This is a genomic window from Ruegeria sp. CH10 (genome assembly GCF_056537125.1).
Window position 1 is genome coordinate 289,651 of record NZ_JBQFQY010000003.1, and the last position, 16,200, is coordinate 305,850.

The following is a 16,200-nucleotide window of genomic DNA, read 5'->3' on the forward strand; positions in this document are numbered from 1 at the left end:
GAGGTTCACCGGGGGAGATATCACCAGTCCATCGGACCCTTTTCGTTGAAGGATTCGACAAGAAAATCAATGAAGGCCCGAACCTTGGGTTGGGTAAAGCGTCCAGGCGGGTAAACGGCATAGATGCCTTGCACCTCGTCGGGCAGGGACGGCATCGCATCCAGAACCGCACCTGATTTCAGCGCGTCTGCATAGAGGTAGCTGGGCAGATAGGCGATCCCCAGACCCGAGATGGCCGCGTTCAGCAGCGATTGCCCGTCATTCACGCTCAGCCAGCCGGCGGTGCGGACCTGCCGCTTTTCACCAGACGGAGCGGTCAGCCGCCACACATTGCCAGAGGATTGGCTGGAATAGTGCAGCAGCTTGTGTTCGTTCAGATCGTCGATCTTCTGCGGGCGACCGAATTTCTCGATATAGCTGGGGGCCGCGACCATGCGTTTGACGGTCTCGGTCAGCTTGCGGGCGCGCAGGGTGCTGTCTTCCAGCTCACCAATGCGAACGGCCACGTCGAACCCTTCGGAAATCAGCTCAACATAGCGGTTGTTCAGCACCATGTTCACGGTGATATCCGGGTAGGCGGCCAGAAAGTCTGACAAAACCGGTGACAGGTGATTCACGCCGAAATCCGTAGCAACACTGATCCGAAGCAAACCCGAGGGGGCGGATTGCATCGAGGTCACCAACGCATCAGCTTCGCCTGCGTCATTCAAAACGCGGCGCGCGCGGTCATAATAGGCCAGACCAATCTCGGTCGGGGAAACGCGGCGTGTCGTTCGGTTCAAAAGCCTGGCGCCCAACCGGGCTTCAAGGCTTGATACGTGCTTTGACACAGCCGATTTGGAAATGCCCATCTTCTTGGCTGCATCAGTGAATCCACCCTGATCAACCACATTGGCAAAGGCTTCCATTTCGGTCAGTCGATCCATTCTCAGTCCCCGGGTGTTTTTTCGTTGTCTGACATTGGCCTTCAATCTGGGCGGAAACAGGGCAGACATGGGATAATATCAGGGATTTAAATCGGATCGTTTGCAGATGGGAAACGCGGAAACAGTGGTTTCCAGCCCCGCCACAGACCCATCATCATAAGGTTATTCGGCGTTGCACGCCGCATATGCTAGGATGAGAATGGCATATTTGTGACCACGGAGGAGATCATGAAAGCCCTATTCGCCCTTGTTGCCCTGTGCCTGTCTGCAACTGTTGCGCTGGCCGCCGGAACAACCCCATCCAGCCCGGATGCCAAGCTTTATTTCGTCAATCTGGCCGATGGGGATGTCGTTCAGTCTCCGGTAACGGTGGTCTTTGGCCTCAGCGGTATGGGCGTAGCCCCGGCGGGGACCGAGGCTGAAAATACCGGCCACCATCACCTGCTGATCAACCGCCCTCCGATCGGTGAGGGCGAGGACGGCGCGGATGAGCTGGCTTATGGTCTGCCCGCGGATGACAATCACATCCATTTCGGCGGCGGCCAGACTGAGGTCACGCTGGACCTGCCTGCAGGCACCCACACGCTGCAGCTGGTGCTGGGCGATGCAGGACATGTGCCCCACAATCCACCGGTCGTGTCCGACGTGATTACAATTAGGGTCGAGTAGGCGCCGAGCGCGCGGAAACCGGTTTACAACACACTGAATGTCGGAAACTCTGTCGGTCAAAACAGGAGGCCGATATGTCGTTGGAGTTCTTTCTGACTTCCCTGATCGTGGTTTTGTTGCCGGGAACCGGAGTGATTTACACATTGGCTGTTGGCCTGGGGCGTGGGTTTCGCGCCAGCCTTGCGGCAGCGGCCGGATGCACGTTGGGGATCGTTCCGGCAGCTTTGGCCAGTATCATCGGACTTGCAGCTCTACTGCATACCAGCGCGCTGGCCTTTCAGGTCATCAAGTATCTTGGTGTCCTCTACCTGTTCTATATGGCGTGGGGTATCCTAAAAGACGGCGGAGCTATGGAGTTGAACGCCGAGAAATCCTCGGCGGGGTACTTCAAGATCACGGTGACGGGGACATTGATCAATGTTCTCAATCCCAAACTGTCGCTGTTTTTTCTGGCCTTCCTGCCCCAGTTTCTTCCGGCCGGTACGGCGAATGCCGGTTTGGAGCTGCTCAAGCTGGCCGCTGCCTTCATGGTGATGACCTTTGTGGTCTTTGTCGGATACGGTGCCTGTGCGGCCCTTGCACGGGACTATGTCATTCGCAGGCCATCCGTGATGGCCTGGATCAAACGGTGTTTCGCGACAGCATTTGGCGCGTTGGGCGTCAAGCTGGCGCTTTCTGAGTGATCAAAACGTTACCGCCAGCCGTGTGCCCTGATTGATTGCGCGTTTTGCGTCAAGTTCGGCGGCCACGTCAGCACCGCCAATCACATGGGGGGTAATCCCGCGGTCGATCAGTGCGTCAGCCAGGCTGCGCTCGGGCACTTGCCCTGAACACAGCACGATTGTGTCCGCCGCGATGACGGTTGGATCTGCGCGGTCTTCGCCAAAGCTGACATGCAGCCCGTCATCATCGATGCGTTCATAATTCACGCCACCCACGAAATTGACGTCCTTCATCTTGAGCGTCGCGCGGTGAATCCAGCCGGTGGTCTTGCCCAGCCCCTTGCCGTGCCGTTGTGCTTTGCGCTGTAACAGCGTGACCTGACGGGCGGGGGCTGCGGGTTGCGGGCCTTCAGGGGCCAGACCGGCGCGGTGCTGTTCGGGGTCGGTGACACCCCATTCCTTCATCCAGGCGGGCAGGTCGGTGGTGACGCTGTGCCCGTCCTCCAGCAGAAACTCGGACACGTCAAAGCCGATGCCACCTGCGCCGATGACGGCGACGGATTTGCCAACATCGGCCTTGTTGCGCAGCACATCGATATAGCTGAGGACATTGTCGCGCTCCTGCCCCGGTATCTGCGGATCGCGGGGGGTGACGCCCGTGGCGATGACAACCTCGTCAAAGCCGGTCAGGTCATCGGCGCTGACCTCGCGGTTCAGTTCCACCTTCACACCCAGATCGTCCATCATGGTGCGATACCAATCGACAAGTCCCCAGAACTCTTCCTTGCCCGGCACCTGTTTGGCCATGTTCAGCTGACCACCGATTTCGCCGGCCCGGTCGAACAGGGTCACGTCATGGCCACGCTGGGCGGCGGTCATGGCGGTCGACAGACCCGCCGGACCCGCGCCGACAATGGCGACGGTCTTGCGGGTGTCTGCTGTGCCAATCTCCAACTCGGTCTCATGGCAGGCGCGCGGGTTCACAAGGCATGAGGTCAGCTTGCCGCTGAACGTATGGTCCAGACAGGCTTGGTTACACGCGATACAGGGCGCGATCTGCGAAGACTGACCAGCAATGGCCTTGTTCACGAAATCCGCATCCGCCAGCATTGGGCGCGCCAGCGACACCATGTCGGCACAGCCGGTGGACAGAACCTCTTCGGCAACCTCCGGCGTGTTGATCCGGTTCGAGGTGATGATCGGAATGCCCACCTTGCCCATCAGCTTTTTCGTCACCCAGGCAAAGGCGGCACGGGGCACTGAGGTCGCAATCGTCGGTATGCGCGCCTCATGCCAGCCGATGCCGGTGTTGATGATCGTGGCCCCGGCCTTTTCAACCTCTTGTGCCAACTGCACCACTTCTTCATGGGTCGAACCATTGGGGACCAGATCGATCATCGACAGGCGATAGATGATGATGAAATCGGTGCCCACGGCCTCACGGGTGCGGCGCACGACTTCGATGGGCAGGCGCATGCGGTTCTCATATGACCCGCCCCAGCGGTCGGTGCGCTTGTTGGTATGGGTCACAAGGAACTGGTTCAGGAAGTACCCCTCGGACCCCATGATCTCGACCCCGTCATATCCGGCCTTTTGGGCCAGAACGGCGGCGTTGACGATGTCAGCGATCTGTTTCTCGATACCCTCTTCATCCAGCTCATGCGGCGGGAAAGGTGAGATCGGAGATTTCACCGGGCTGGGGGCCACGCATTTCGGGCCATAGGCATAGCGGCCCGCATGCAGGATTTGCATGGCGATCTTGCCACCCGCCTCATGCACGCGCTGGGTGACGATGGAATGGTTCGCCACCTCTTTGTCATTGGTCATCATCGACGCGCCGGGCAGGACCGAACCTTCGAGGTTCGGACCAATCCCGCCCGTCACCATCAACGCCACGCCGCCACGGGCGCGGTCGGCATAGAACTCGGCCACGCGGTTCCAGTCGCCGGTTTCCTCAAGCCCCGTGTGCATCGATCCCATCAGGACGCGGTTCCTGAGCGTGGTAAAGCCCAGATCCAGCGGGGCCAGCATGTTTGGGTACGCAGTCATGGCGAACTCTCCCTCCCGATTCTTATGCGTTAGATTGACGTGCACGTAAACTTTGTCACGCGAAACCTAACGTCACCCCCTTTGCGGTGGCGCATGTGCTTGTTACAGACAAGATATATCAGATTGATGAGGCCCCGAATGACCCCCGAAGAAATCGCCAAACTGCCCTATCGCCCCTGCGTCGGGCTGATGCTGATGAATGCCGAGGGCAAGATTTTCGTGGGCCAGCGCAATGATCGCCATGCGGATGCCTGGCAGATGCCCCAAGGCGGCGTGGACAAGGGCGAAGACCCGCGCGATGCCGCCCTGCGCGAGTTGTGGGAGGAAACCGGCGTGACCGCTGATCTGGTCGAGGTGATGGCCGAGACACCGGGTTGGCTGCCCTATGATCTGCCGCATGACATCGTGCCGAAAATCTGGAAAGGCCGCTATCGCGGGCAAGAGCAGAAATGGTTCCTGCTGCGCTTTACCGGCCGGGACGATCAGATCAACATCGACACCGACCACCCGGAATTCACCCGCTGGAAATGGCAGGAGCCCGCACGCTTGGTGGAAGAAATCGTCCCCTTCAAACGCGAGGTCTATGAACAGGTGGTCGCGGCGTTTGAGGCGCATCTGCGCTGAGGGCCCGGAACCACTCTGACGCCGACAGTTCTGCGCTGCGATCACCCGGCCACAACTTGCCGTGAGGGGGCGTAGTTCGGTTTCCGGCGGACCTCTAGCTTGGTGGGCATGAGAGACACCCAACATACCCATCCCGCCATTTTCCCAGCCGGGCGCAGATTCGAAGGCACTGACCAGCGCGCACCCTTGCGAGAGGGTTTGCAAAGCTGTGGTGAATACCGCGCCGGGCAAACCGCGGGACGGTTCTATCCGGTTGCTTGTGTGGCATTGGAAGTCACGCAGCGGTGCAATCTGGATTGCACGCTGTGTTACCTCTCGGATCGGGCCGAGATGACGTATGATCCGCCGCTCTCGGTCCTGTTTGCACGGCTGGCCACGATCCGCAGTCATTATGGGACCGGGGTTTCGGTGCAGCTGACGGGGGGCGATCCGACGCTGCGCAAGGTTGCGGATCTTGAGGCGCTCTGCCGGGAAATCCGCCGTCTGGGGATGCGGTCTTGCCTGATGACCAATGGTATTCGTGCCAGTCGGGCGTTTCTGACGCGTCTGGCGGCGGCCGGGCTGGATGACGTGGCCTTTCACGTCGACATGACGCAGGAGCGCAAAGGGTTCACAAGCGAGGTTGAGCTGAACACTGTGCGTCGCGCCTATATCCGCCGGGCGCGTGGGCTGGGGCTGCGCATTCTGTTCAACACCACGGTGTATGGCGGCAATTTCGATGAGCTGCCGCAATTGGCGCGGTTTCTGCGTGACCGGCCCGAGGTCGCGTTTGTCTCGTTCCAGATGCAGGCGGATACCGGGCGCGGGGTTTTGCGCGCGCGGCCCGATGCGATCACACAAGACAGTGTGGCGCGGGCAATCGAAGAGGGGTACGAAGCCCCGCTGCATTTCGGAACCGCCACTGTCGGGCATTCCAAATGCAACCGCTATGCCAGCGTTGTCCGCGCCGGTGGCCGCGCGGTGTCGCTGTTGTCGAACCAAAAGCTGGTGCATCGAGTGATTGCCGCGCTGGACGGCGTGGATGACAACCAGGACGCCCATATCCGCATTCGCCCCAAAACCTGGCGCCTGATCCGCCGCCACCCGTTGCTTGCGCTGCTCGCACTTGGGCATTTGGGACTCAGCGTAGCGCGGCTGGGTTCCGGTTTGCTGCGCGGTCCGGTGCGGCGGCAGGCGGTGTTCATCCACAACTTTATGGCCGCCGATGATCTGGACGAAGATCGCTGTGCCTCATGCGTGTTCATGGTGGCGACGGCCAACGGCCCTTTGTCGATGTGCGTGCACAACGCCCAGCGTGATTTTCATCTGGCCAGCCCGGACCGTGTTGATGGCCCCACGGGTTCAAGCTGGTGGAATGCGGCCGTGCCGCGCCTGTCCGCGCAGTCCAGCTTACCGGACCTGAATGATCCCGCTTTGGCCCCGCTGAAACGGTTGAAAGGCCAGATGCGTGCGCTGCGCGAAAACCAAAAGGATGCGTCATGAAAAAGCTGCTGATCCTGATTTTGCTGCCTTTGCTGGCGGCCTGCGCCAGTGTGGAACGTCTGGCCTTGCCCAAACCTGTGCCCCTGTCGGACACGGCGCTGACCCAGGCCGCCCCACCTCCGGGTGAGCGGGTGGACCATGGCGACTGGACCGCCTTTCTGTCCCGCTATGTCGCGCCCGATGCGGCGGGGGTGAACCGGGTGGCCTATGGGCAAGTGACGCAGGCCGACAAGGCGCGGCTGGACGGGTATCTGGCGCAGTTGCAGGCGGTTGATCCGGCGGGGCTGACCCGCGATCAGCAACTGGCATATTGGATCAACCTCTATAATGCGGTGACCGTGGATGTTGTGCTGGAAAACTACCCCGTTGCCTCGATCCGCGACATCAAGGACGGGCCATTGTCAATCGGTCCGTGGAACCGCCCGCTGGTGCAGGTGGATGGCGAAACCCTGACCCTGAACGACATCGAGCACCGCATCATCCGGCCTGTTTTTAACGAGCCCCGCATCCACTATGCGCTGAACTGCGCTGCCGTGGGGTGCCCCAACCTGATGGACCGCGCGTGGCAGGCCGAGACGCTGGAGCGGGACTTTGCCGCCGCCGAGCACGCCTATGTCAACGACCCGCGCGGGGTGCGGTTTGACGCGCGCGGCGGGCTGATCCTGTCGAAAATCTACATCTGGTTCCGCGAGGATTTCGGACCGAACGAGGCGGCGGTTCTGGCCTATCTGCAAACCGCCGCTGATCCTGACCTGCAAGCACGGCTGCAGGATGTCCCGCGCGTCAAAGCCTATCAATATGATTGGGCTTTGAACGATGCGGCAGCGGGATCTTAGGGCTCGGCTTGGCGCTTTACAGCAACCCCTCGGCGCGCAGCAGTTCTTGCATATTGGCCTCGGGGCGCGGGCCGATATGGCTGATCACTTCGCGGGCGCAGACATTGCCGATCTTTGCGCAGGTCTCGTAATCGCGGCCCGTGGCCATGCCAAACAGGAAGCCCGCAGCAAACTGATCGCCCGCGCCGGTGGCGTCCACAGGAACCACTTTCTCGACCGGGATGTCAAAGCGTTGGCCGTCATGCAGGACGGTGACACCGTCCCCCGAACGGGTGCACACGACCAGCGCGCAAATCTCAGCTGTCTGTGCCAGCGCCTCTTCCAGATTGTCGGTTTCGAACAGCGATTTGATCTCGGCCTCGTTGCCGATCACGAAGTCCAGCTCATTCTCGATTAGCAGCAGGAAATCGACCCGGTGCCGTTCAACGCAGAACGGATCGGAAATGGCGATCCCCGCTTTGCCTCCGCCAGCGTGGCAGGTGCGCGCAGCCTCAAGAAACGCCGCTTTGCCCTTTTCCTTGTCGAACAGATACCCTTCGAGGAACATGATCTGGCTGTTACCGGCAACCTCGGACGACACATCCGACGAAGACAGCTCGGACGAAATCCCCAGATAGGTGTTCATTGACCGTTCCCCATCCGGCGAGACAAAGATCATCGAGCGCGAGGTCGGCAGCTCACCGCCCGGCACCGGCGGGTTGACGAAATCCACGCCATCCTCGTTCATCGCATCGGCATAAAACCGACCCAGAGCGTCATCATGGACGCGCCCGATAAAGGCCGCATCCAGACCCAGCGCCCCCGCGCCTGCTATGGTGTTGGCGACGGACCCGCCCGGCGTCTGCACCCGACCCTCCATCGAGGCATAAAGAACCTCACCGCGTTCCTGTTCGATCAGCTGCATGATCCCTTTTTCGATGCCCATCAGTTCCAGGAAACTGTCATCGGCCTGAGAGATCACGTCCACAACGGCGTTGCCGATGCCAACAAGCTGGTAGGTTTTCATAGGGTTTTGTCCTCAAATTCGCAGAGATCGCGGATGATACAGGTGGGGCATTGCGGCTTGCGCGCTTTGCAATGATAGCGGCCATGCAGGATCAACCAGTGATGCGCATGCAGCTGGAAATCGGTTGGGATATTGTCTTCGATGGCGCGTTCCACCGCATCCACGTTTTTGCCGGGGCAGATGCCGGTGCGGTTGCCGACGCGAAAGATATGCGTGTCCACCGCCTGCGCCGGATAGCGCCACCACATGTTCAGCACCACATTGGCCGTCTTGCGCCCGACACCCGGCAGCGATTGCAGCGCGGCGCGGGAATTGGGTACCTCGCCACCATAGTCTTCGACCAGAATACGGCTGAGCTTGATCACGTTCTTCGCCTTCTGGCGGAACAACCCGATGGTCTTGATATGTTCGGTCAGGCCCTCTTCGCCCAGATCCAGCATCTTTTGCGGCGTATCGGCGATTTTGAACAGCTCTTTGGTGGCCTTGTTCACACCCGCATCGGTCGCCTGCGCCGAAAGCGCTACGGCAACGACCAGAGTATAGACGTTCACATGATCCAACTCGCCCTTGGGTTCGGGGTCGGCCTCGTGAAAACGCGTAAAGATCTCGCGGATCTGGTGATATCCAAGTTGCTTTGCCATCCGGGCCTTAATGCCGCCCGCAGGGCCCTGACACAAGCCCTAAGCCAATGCGCAAGTTCCGGGTCGCGGTGGCGCGATGCGAGCGCTATGGTCCGGGTCAGCAGATGAGGTGCGAAATGAACGTCCAGACCCCGGAAAGCAACTACCACTATAACGTCATGCGCCGCGCGATTGAGCTGATCGATCAGGGGGGCGAAACCCTCAGCCTTGAGGACCTGGCCCGGCAGATGGATATGAGCCCCGCGCATTTCCAACGCCTGTTCTCGCGCTGGACCGGGGTGTCGCCCAAACGCTATCAGCAATACCTGACGCTGGGCCATGCCAAGGCGTTGTTGCGCGACCGGTTCACCACGCTTGAGACGGCGCACAATGTCGGCCTGTCCGGCAGCGGCCGCCTGCACGATCTGTTCCTGAAATGGGAATCCATGAGCCCCGGCGAATACGCCCGCAAGGGTGCGGGGCTGACGATCTACTGGGGCTGGTTCGATTGTCCCTTTGGTCCGACCCTGGTGATGGGAACGGACAAGGGTATCTGCGGCATGGCCTTCGGGGCCGAAACCGGCCAAGACCCCGCGATGGAGGATATGGTCAGCCGCTGGCCCAAAGCCACCTACGTGCAAGACGAGGACAAGCTGCGCCCATGGGTCGATGCCTCGTTCGGGTCGGATCGGGCGGAAACCCCGTTGCACCTGATCGGTTCGCCCCTTCAGATCAAAGTGTGGGAGGCACTGATGCATATCCCGTCAGGTCAGGTCACCACCTATTCCGAAATCGCGCAGCGGGTGGGGTCTCCGCAAGCGGTGCGCGCCGTGGGAACTGCAGTGGGGCGCAATCCGGTCAGTTGGTTGATCCCATGCCATAGGGCATTGCGGAAATCTGGCGGTTTGGGGGGGTATCACTGGGGTCTGCCGGTCAAACGCGCCATGCTGGCCTATGAGGCCGCTCAGGCGGATGCCTGAGAAATAGAGCGAGGCACCGTCAGGTGCCTCACCGCTGAGTTACACCAAAGGTTATTCGGCTGCCCAGCCACCAACGGCCTTGACCTCAAGGAAGTCTTCCAACCCCCAAACGCCGCCTTCGCGCCCGTTACCTGATTGCTTCATCCCACCGAACGGCGATCCTGCCGAACGTGACTTGCCGTTCATCTCCACCATGCCCGAGCGCAACACCCGCGCCATGCGGTTGGCGCGGTCGCCATCTTGTGTCTGGACATAGTTGGTCAGGCCATAGGGCGTGTCATTGGCGATTTCGACGGCCTCTTCCTCGGTATCAAACGGGATCATGGTCAGGACCGGGCCAAAGATTTCCTCGCGCGCGATGGTCATCTGGTTGTTGGCATCGGCAAAGACGGTGGGGCGCACGTAATAGCCTTTGTTCAGGCCCTCGGGTCGTCCTGTGCCACCTGCGACCAGACGCGCGCCCTCATCAATGCCTTTCTGGATCAGGTCCTGAATTTTCGTCCACTGGACCTCGTTCACCACGGGCCCGATATGGCGGCCTTCTTCTGACGCTGGACCAACGGCCACATTGCCGGCCACCTCGGCGGCGGTCTCAACCGCCTGATCGTAGATCGGGCGTTGCACCAGCATCCGGCTGGGGGCGTTACAGCTTTGGCCCGTGTTTTGCATCATGTGCAGCACGCCGCGTTTGACGGCCTTGTCATCGGCATCGGCAAAGATCACATTCGCGCCCTTGCCACCCAGTTCCAGATGCACTTTCTTCAAGGTATCGGCCGCAGCCTTGGAAATCGCAGTCCCCGCACGGGTTGAGCCGGTAAAGCTGACCATATCAACATCCGGGTGCGCCGAAAGTTGCGAACCGACGCCCACGCCATCGCCATTCACAAGGTTGAACACACCGGGTGGGAACCCGGCCTCATCCATCATCTCGGCAAAGATCATCGCGTTCAGGGGGCTTTGCTCGGACGGTTTCAGCACCATGGTGCAGCCCGCTATCGCAGCCGCGCCGACCTTGAGCGTGATCTGGTTCATCGGCCAGTTCCACGGCGTGATTAGGGCGGCGACGCCCACCGCTTCGTGAATGATACGGTCATTGGGGGCGTGATCGCCCAGGGGGCGTTCGAATTCGAACGCTTTGGCGGCGCGGATGAAGTTCTTCAGGTGATAGATACCTGCGCCCGACTGCGCGCTGCGCGACAGGTCCAAAGGTGCGCCCATTTCCATCGACATCGCTTGGGCCAGATCCTCGGACCGGGTCTGGTAGATTTCGGCAAGCCTTTCCACCAGCGCGATACGGTCTTCAACCGGGGTCGCCATCCAGCCGGGCAGGGCCGCCTTGGCCGCAGCCACCGCCGCGTCGGTATCGGCCTGCGCGCCCAGAGAAATCACCGCGCAGGGTTCCTCGGTCGAGGGGTCTATGACATTGCAATCATTGATGCTTGTGGGCGGAACCCACTGGCCGTTTATATAGAATTCGCGTTTTTCGATCATGGCGCATCCTCCTGATCCTGCAGCCTGATACCTGTGTATCGGCGCCACTGTGTCACTGGTCCCGAAAGGGAGCAAGGAGATATATGATCAAATATTTTCGCGTGCCGGGACGGTTTAACAATTGCGCAAAGTGTTTAGGTTGGCTGCAACCGACTCGGGTTTTTCACAGGAAAGGAGATTCTCCATGGGTTTGCGCATCAACGATACGGTTCCGAATTTCACCGCAGAAACGGATCAGGGCACCATTCAGTTCCACGACTGGATCGGGGACAGCTGGGCCATTCTGTTTTCGCATCCCAAGGATTTTACCCCTGTTTGCACCACCGAGTTTTCCGCCGTTGCCCAGTTGAATGACGAATGGGCCGCGCGGGGGACCAAAGTGATCGGTGTGTCCGTGGACGGTGTTGAGGACCACAAGAAGTGGAAGAAAGATATCGAAGCCTATGGCAATGCCAATCCCGGCTTCCCGATCATCGCGGATGATGGGCTGGCTGTCTCCAAGGCATTCGACATGCTGCCTGCCGAAGCCTACCTGCCCGATGGCCGGACCCCGGCGGACAGTGCCACCGTGCGGTCGGTCTTTATCATCGGACCCGACAAACAGCTGAAGCTGTCGATGACCTATCCAATGACCGTGGGCCGGAACTTTGCCGAGATCCTGCGCGCGTTGGACGGGTTGCAGATGTCTGCCAAGGGTGTGGCGACGCCTGCGAACTGGGTGCCGGGTGAGGATGTGATCATTCCACCTGCGGTGTCAAACGAAGATGCCAAAGCCAAGTTTGGTGAGTTCGAGACGATCTTTCCCTATCTGCGCAAGACCAAGGCGCCGTCGTAAGGGCGGGTTGGGTCAGGGGGGCTGTCTGCCCCCCATCGCGCCATAGGCGCGATTCCCCCCGAGGATATTTTTAGACAGATGAAGCAGGCGGGCGCTGGGGGTGCAGTTGGAGCTTTGCCCGGTAGGCCGCGCGTTTGAATTCGCGTGTCAGCTTGTCTGAGACCGGTGGTTTGACCTGAATGGTCGAGCCTCCGATTTCGCGGGCCACTTCCTGATTTCCGCTGCCCAGCAGGGCGTGGATGGGTTGGCCGGTCAGCCAGTGCATTTGCATGAAGGTGTCTACGGGCCGGTCGATTTGTTCCGTGGCGGCCAGCAAACGGTTGGCGGCGCGCCGTCCCACCAACTGACACACACATTGCAGGCCAATCACCTTGGGCAGGATCAGGCGCAGCCCGTCCTGTTCCGCCAGCGTCTGCACGGGCGTTTCGCGTTGTTTCACCGGGATGCGGATATAGTGGTCGGGGGTGGCGATGGGCTCTAGCATTTCTAACACCTGGGCCATTCGATCCGGGTCGATGCGCAGGTCATCCTCGGTTATGATTGCCAGATCGATCTCTTCCTCGACCAGTTTGCGCCACAGGCGGCGGTGGCTTTCGAAAACCCCGATTTCAGCCGGGCGCAGGGCAAAAGGGTAATGGGGTTTATGCAGGTCGCCGGGGTGGAGGCGTACATGGCTGATCTGATTTGGGTCTTTGCCGTTCACGGCCTCAAATAGTTCGGCATTGGGCAGGGCGGCGCAGAGCTGGTCGGCATTGGGGCGCCGGGCCGTGCTGGAAGACATATGGATGATGAACGAACGCATGTCCCCGTGCATAGAACACGGGAACATGGGGGGGAAGAGTAACCGGGTAAAAACTGGCCAATCGGCAGCTTAGAACCCGTAGCGCAGACCGACATTGACGCTGAAGACGTCGATGTCATCGTCCACCGTGCCGGTCGATGCGCCGTTCGGGGCAAAGCGTTCCGCCGAGACGTCAAAGGCGCGGGAATAGCGGGTGTCCAGCGTCAGCGCGACATTCTGGTCGATCTCATACGCAACGCCTGCAATGACCTGTGCGGCAAAGCTGGTGTCACTGTCGTCAATATTCACGCCCGGACCGTATGAGAAATCCAGATCCGAATAGGTCGCGCCAATGCCCAGACCCACATAAGGGGTGAAGGCCCCGGCCTGGTTGAAATCGACCAGCACATTGGCAAAGAGCGAGGTCTGGGTCACGTCTCCGGACACATTGACCTCGGGTGCGGGGCCGTTGCCGGAAAAGCTCACGCCATCCACGTCGCTGTCGCGATAGGACAGTTCCAGCTCGACCCGCGTGGTGAACTGATCGTTGGACCATTGCGGAATCTCGGTGCCGACCGCGACGCCCAGCCCAAAGCCCGAGTCGAAATCCGTATCGACCGACTCGGGCGATCCGTTGATCGTGCCGCTGAAATCGGTGTCCTGCAATTGGCTGTAGCCTGCGAAGCCCTGAATATACAGACCCTCTGAAAGGCTTTGCGCGGCCAGTCCCGATGCGCTGATTGTCAGGGCCGCTGAGGCGAGAATAAGACGCTTAACCATAACCATGTCCTCTGTTCCAAGTTTGGTATGACGCTCATGTGGGCATCTGACGGGCGAAAGAAAGGCGCTGAAGTCTCACTTTGCGTCACAGGTTTTTGGACGGGCGTGAAGGGCGATCGGCGCGTCAGGGATTTTGGTGCGTCAGCTGGCTGGAGCGGGGGCGGTTCGGCTGGATTGGAACGCGATGGGATCGGGGGATTGAACCGGGCGGAACCGATCATAAACGATATGAAAAACATAGGTATAGGCCGAATAGGTCAGGGTCAGGCCAAGGTTGAACAACAGCGCCTCTTTCACGCTGTGGCCACCCGCAAAGATCAGCAACGGACAGGTGATCATGACGGCTGTGACCTCATGCAAGACCGCGTGAACGATGCGCAACCGGTGCGGGCGCGCGCAGGCCAATCTGCAGGTCCGGTTCCGCTCGATCAGATCGAACAGGGTGTTGAAAATAGGGGTCCAGATCAGAATGGCCATTGAGAGCAGGGCGATCAACGCAAACCCATGCGCCATCGACGCCCCCGCGACATAGGCATAGACAGGTGAGACGCAGGCGATCCCGATCAGCTCAAAACAGCTGGTCTGAATGACGCGTTCCTTCAAGGTTCTGAGTGTCATTGTCTGCCCCTTCGCGCCCGTGGAACGGCTGGGAAGCCGTTTTGATTGTTTCTTTTTTGCAAACTGTCACACTCGGGAAACTCTGACTGTGAACAAGACCACAGTGGCCGCGCGGGCGTCGCACGATCAGCAAAGACCTGTGCTGGTTCGTGATTTGGACGAATTGTGGTAAGGTCGCGTTGGCAAGTTAGGATACAGGCAGGCCGCAACAGCATCGGGCATTCAGACTGTGGGACACAGGAGATGACGATGGCATTTACAGATTGGTATCTGGAAGGTGAGGCATTCGGGAACTGCAATTGCGGATATGCATGCCCCTGCCAGTTTGAGGAATTACCGACCCACGGGCATTGCCGTGGCTTTGAGGTTCTTGAGGTCTCCAAGGGGCATTTCGCTGACACCGACCTGAAGGGAACCAAGGCCGCGTTGATCTATGCCTGGCCCGGCCCGATTTTTGAGGGCGGGGGTGAGATGCAGGTGATCATTGACCCGGCCGCCTCGGACGCGCAGCGCGCGGCGCTGGAAAAGGTCTTTCATGGTGAAGAGACCGAAGAGATGGCGACTCATTGGTATGTCTTCCGTGCCATGTGCAAAACTGTGCACGACACCCTGTACCTGCCTATCGATTTTGAAATGGACATGGAGGAGCGCACCGCCCGTGTAGACATCGGCGAAGTGCTACGCTCAACCGGTGAGCCCATACAGGCCCCCCATGGCGGCGGCCCCCACCGCGTGCGGATCGACATCCCCGGCGGGATTGAATTCACGCTGGCCGAGATTGGCAGTGCCTCAACCAAGGCAGATGCGGCGATCAAACTGGATTTGACCGACAGTTACGGCCAATGGCACGTGATGAAACACGGGCCGTCGGGCGTGGCGCAGTAAGGCCGTGAATTGGTCAAGTCCAGATAGCTGAGGTTGATGCTCGCCCAGATTGCCACCGACTGCGACGTTGCTTAGGATTGATGGGAGTTGAACAGGGAAAACCGGGTTGCAAATTGTGTGGAGGCCAGAGCGTCGAAACAGGAAAATAGGAACGAAGCATGCGGGATTCTCCAAGTCCAATGACATGCGCATCCCCAACAGCTGGTTGGACAAGCACGGAAATTATTCGGCTTTCTACGAACGACTTGATGCGCCGCAAGTTACAGAAATCGACATTGGCGACCACAGGCTAACACTGCTTTATGAAACTCCGAGAGAGGGGTTTTGCTATGGCTGTTCGCCGTCTGATGTCGCTCGAATTCTGGCCTCGTCGTCAGACCTTGCCCCAACCTTGCCTGATGTAGTTGCTTTTCGACAGCCAACAAGGAAGCAGAAACAGCAGAATCCAGTTTGGGGACGGTTCGTTTATTTCTCCGAATTCAAAGAACACGAAGGCACGGCCATTGTGCTAGAGGCGCAGGAATTGGGTTCGGCGCTCAAATGGCCGAAACGAATGACGCTTGAGGATCGCATCGAATATCAGAGACTGGTTCAAGACGGGCATGTGTTTATTGAAGACAAGCGCCATTTTGTGGCTGAACTGACCGAAACGGGTGTTCGCAATACTATTTTGTATCGCACCTTGCTGCATGAATTGGGGCATTTGGCCGATTACGTCCAGAAAGTACTGATTGCTTCTATGATGCTTGATCCTGATTCAGAGGTTGCGTCAGAACTTTTCTTTGCCCGGCCGCCTTCTGAACGGGAAGCTTTTGCAAACAGGTTTGCAGAAGAGCTTAGGCAAAATTTGGTACGCGATGGAGAAATACCTTTTGAGCCTGAGCCTTTCCCCGTCGACTCGTTTCCCTGAAATCAAGAAGGCCCCGGCGTTTCCGCCGGGGCCATAGGTCTTTGAA

17 protein-coding genes are annotated in these 16,200 nt (G+C 59.5%); 9 read left to right on the forward strand and 8 right to left on the reverse strand.

Annotated features, from left to right (window positions below):
* Positions 1-20: 20 nt before the first annotated feature.
* The gene (locus tag ACRZ94_RS11640; RefSeq protein WP_480797400.1) at positions 21-926 is read right to left on the reverse strand and encodes a LysR family transcriptional regulator; all 906 of its coding nucleotides are present in this window, start codon (positions 924-926) and stop codon (positions 21-23) included.
* A 228-nt stretch (positions 927-1,154) separates the two neighbouring features.
* Between ACRZ94_RS11640 and ACRZ94_RS11645 the strand changes: the two genes are divergently transcribed.
* Positions 1,155-1,595 (forward strand): DUF4399 domain-containing protein, encoded by a 441-nt coding sequence (locus ACRZ94_RS11645; RefSeq protein ID WP_480653455.1) that lies wholly within the window; start codon positions 1,155-1,157, stop codon positions 1,593-1,595.
* 74 nt (positions 1,596-1,669) lie between these two features.
* Positions 1,670-2,278, forward strand: a complete 609-nt coding sequence (locus ACRZ94_RS11650) for a LysE family translocator (RefSeq protein ID WP_480653457.1) — start codon at positions 1,670-1,672, stop codon at positions 2,276-2,278.
* Here ACRZ94_RS11650 and ACRZ94_RS11655 read toward each other — a convergent pair whose 3' ends face one another.
* Positions 2,279-4,306, reverse strand: a complete 2,028-nt coding sequence (locus ACRZ94_RS11655; protein WP_480797401.1) for an FAD-dependent oxidoreductase — start codon at positions 4,304-4,306, stop codon at positions 2,279-2,281.
* Positions 4,307-4,444: 138 nt separating this feature from the next.
* Between ACRZ94_RS11655 and ACRZ94_RS11660 the strand changes: the two genes are divergently transcribed.
* From ACRZ94_RS11660 to ACRZ94_RS11670, 3 genes are all read left to right on the forward strand, one after another.
* On the forward strand, positions 4,445-4,930 hold the full coding sequence (locus tag ACRZ94_RS11660) for an RNA pyrophosphohydrolase (protein ID WP_480797402.1): 486 nt from the start codon (positions 4,445-4,447) through the stop codon (positions 4,928-4,930).
* A gap of 108 nt (positions 4,931-5,038) precedes the next feature.
* The gene (locus ACRZ94_RS11665; protein ID WP_480653463.1) at positions 5,039-6,412 is read left to right on the forward strand and encodes a radical SAM protein; all 1,374 of its coding nucleotides are present in this window, start codon (positions 5,039-5,041) and stop codon (positions 6,410-6,412) included.
* On the forward strand, positions 6,409-7,248 hold the full coding sequence (locus tag ACRZ94_RS11670) for a DUF547 domain-containing protein (protein WP_480653465.1): 840 nt from the start codon (positions 6,409-6,411) through the stop codon (positions 7,246-7,248). The genes ACRZ94_RS11665 and ACRZ94_RS11670 overlap by 4 nt, the downstream gene beginning before the upstream one ends.
* Positions 7,249-7,264: 16 nt before the next feature.
* Here ACRZ94_RS11670 and ACRZ94_RS11675 read toward each other — a convergent pair whose 3' ends face one another.
* Positions 7,265-8,254 (reverse strand): adenosine kinase, encoded by a 990-nt coding sequence (locus tag ACRZ94_RS11675; protein WP_480653467.1) that lies wholly within the window; start codon positions 8,252-8,254, stop codon positions 7,265-7,267.
* Positions 8,251-8,895 (reverse strand): endonuclease III, encoded by a 645-nt coding sequence (gene nth / locus ACRZ94_RS11680; RefSeq protein WP_480653469.1) that lies wholly within the window; start codon positions 8,893-8,895, stop codon positions 8,251-8,253. The genes ACRZ94_RS11675 and nth overlap by 4 nt, the downstream gene beginning before the upstream one ends.
* A gap of 116 nt (positions 8,896-9,011) precedes the next feature.
* Here nth and ACRZ94_RS11685 point away from each other — a divergent pair, with 116 nt between their 5' ends.
* Positions 9,012-9,854, forward strand: a complete 843-nt coding sequence (locus ACRZ94_RS11685) for a methylated-DNA--[protein]-cysteine S-methyltransferase (protein WP_480653471.1) — start codon at positions 9,012-9,014, stop codon at positions 9,852-9,854.
* Positions 9,855-9,905: 51 nt separating this feature from the next.
* On the opposite strand, the gene ACRZ94_RS11690 is transcribed toward ACRZ94_RS11685, so the two are convergent.
* Positions 9,906-11,345 carry an aldehyde dehydrogenase family protein gene (locus ACRZ94_RS11690; protein WP_480797403.1) on the reverse strand — a complete coding sequence of 480 codons (1,440 nt, stop codon included), beginning with the start codon at positions 11,343-11,345 and terminating at the stop codon, positions 9,906-9,908.
* A 184-nt stretch (positions 11,346-11,529) separates the two neighbouring features.
* On the opposite strand from ACRZ94_RS11690, the gene ACRZ94_RS11695 reads away from it, so the two are divergent.
* Positions 11,530-12,180: a peroxiredoxin gene (locus tag ACRZ94_RS11695; RefSeq protein WP_170794155.1), complete on the forward strand. Its 651-nt coding sequence runs from the start codon at positions 11,530-11,532 to the stop codon at positions 12,178-12,180.
* A 70-nt stretch (positions 12,181-12,250) separates the two neighbouring features.
* Here ACRZ94_RS11695 and ACRZ94_RS11700 read toward each other — a convergent pair whose 3' ends face one another.
* The 3 genes from ACRZ94_RS11700 to ACRZ94_RS11710 all read right to left on the reverse strand — a co-directional run bounded on the left by ACRZ94_RS11700 (position 12,251) and on the right by ACRZ94_RS11710 (position 14,359).
* Positions 12,251-12,982: a glycosyltransferase family 25 protein gene (locus ACRZ94_RS11700; protein WP_480797404.1), complete on the reverse strand. Its 732-nt coding sequence runs from the start codon at positions 12,980-12,982 to the stop codon at positions 12,251-12,253.
* A 69-nt stretch (positions 12,983-13,051) separates the two neighbouring features.
* The gene (locus ACRZ94_RS11705) at positions 13,052-13,741 is read right to left on the reverse strand and encodes an outer membrane protein (protein WP_480797405.1); all 690 of its coding nucleotides are present in this window, start codon (positions 13,739-13,741) and stop codon (positions 13,052-13,054) included.
* 141 nt (positions 13,742-13,882) lie between these two features.
* Positions 13,883-14,359: a PACE efflux transporter gene (locus ACRZ94_RS11710; protein ID WP_480797406.1), complete on the reverse strand. Its 477-nt coding sequence runs from the start codon at positions 14,357-14,359 to the stop codon at positions 13,883-13,885.
* Between the two features lie 249 nt (positions 14,360-14,608).
* On the opposite strand from ACRZ94_RS11710, the gene ACRZ94_RS11715 reads away from it, so the two are divergent.
* Positions 14,609-15,244, forward strand: a complete 636-nt coding sequence (locus ACRZ94_RS11715; RefSeq protein ID WP_480797407.1) for a DUF1326 domain-containing protein — start codon at positions 14,609-14,611, stop codon at positions 15,242-15,244.
* A 184-nt stretch (positions 15,245-15,428) separates the two neighbouring features.
* On the forward strand, positions 15,429-16,154 hold the full coding sequence (locus ACRZ94_RS11720; protein WP_480653482.1) for an ImmA/IrrE family metallo-endopeptidase: 726 nt from the start codon (positions 15,429-15,431) through the stop codon (positions 16,152-16,154).
* Positions 16,155-16,200: the final 46 nt, after the last annotated feature.

Coding starts and splice junctions, on each gene's coding strand:
- ACRZ94_RS11640 (WP_480797400.1), bottom strand. CDS start 926: ATGGATCGACTGACCGAAATGGAAGCCTTTGCCAATGTGGTTGATCAG.
- ACRZ94_RS11645 (WP_480653455.1), top strand. CDS start 1,155: ATGAAAGCCCTATTCGCCCTTGTTGCCCTGTGCCTGTCTGCAACTGTT.
- ACRZ94_RS11650 (WP_480653457.1), top strand. CDS start 1,670: ATGTCGTTGGAGTTCTTTCTGACTTCCCTGATCGTGGTTTTGTTGCCG.
- ACRZ94_RS11655 (WP_480797401.1), bottom strand. CDS start 4,306: ATGACTGCGTACCCAAACATGCTGGCCCCGCTGGATCTGGGCTTTACC.
- ACRZ94_RS11660 (WP_480797402.1), top strand. CDS start 4,445: ATGACCCCCGAAGAAATCGCCAAACTGCCCTATCGCCCCTGCGTCGGG.
- ACRZ94_RS11665 (WP_480653463.1), top strand. CDS start 5,039: ATGAGAGACACCCAACATACCCATCCCGCCATTTTCCCAGCCGGGCGC.
- ACRZ94_RS11670 (WP_480653465.1), top strand. CDS start 6,409: ATGAAAAAGCTGCTGATCCTGATTTTGCTGCCTTTGCTGGCGGCCTGC.
- ACRZ94_RS11675 (WP_480653467.1), bottom strand. CDS start 8,254: ATGAAAACCTACCAGCTTGTTGGCATCGGCAACGCCGTTGTGGACGTG.
- nth (WP_480653469.1), bottom strand. CDS start 8,895: ATGGCAAAGCAACTTGGATATCACCAGATCCGCGAGATCTTTACGCGT.
- ACRZ94_RS11685 (WP_480653471.1), top strand. CDS start 9,012: ATGAACGTCCAGACCCCGGAAAGCAACTACCACTATAACGTCATGCGC.
- ACRZ94_RS11690 (WP_480797403.1), bottom strand. CDS start 11,345: ATGATCGAAAAACGCGAATTCTATATAAACGGCCAGTGGGTTCCGCCC.
- ACRZ94_RS11695 (WP_170794155.1), top strand. CDS start 11,530: ATGGGTTTGCGCATCAACGATACGGTTCCGAATTTCACCGCAGAAACG.
- ACRZ94_RS11700 (WP_480797404.1), bottom strand. CDS start 12,982: ATGCGTTCGTTCATCATCCATATGTCTTCCAGCACGGCCCGGCGCCCC.
- ACRZ94_RS11705 (WP_480797405.1), bottom strand. CDS start 13,741: ATGGTTAAGCGTCTTATTCTCGCCTCAGCGGCCCTGACAATCAGCGCA.
- ACRZ94_RS11710 (WP_480797406.1), bottom strand. CDS start 14,359: ATGACACTCAGAACCTTGAAGGAACGCGTCATTCAGACCAGCTGTTTT.
- ACRZ94_RS11715 (WP_480797407.1), top strand. CDS start 14,609: ATGGCATTTACAGATTGGTATCTGGAAGGTGAGGCATTCGGGAACTGC.
- ACRZ94_RS11720 (WP_480653482.1), top strand. CDS start 15,429: ATGCGCATCCCCAACAGCTGGTTGGACAAGCACGGAAATTATTCGGCT.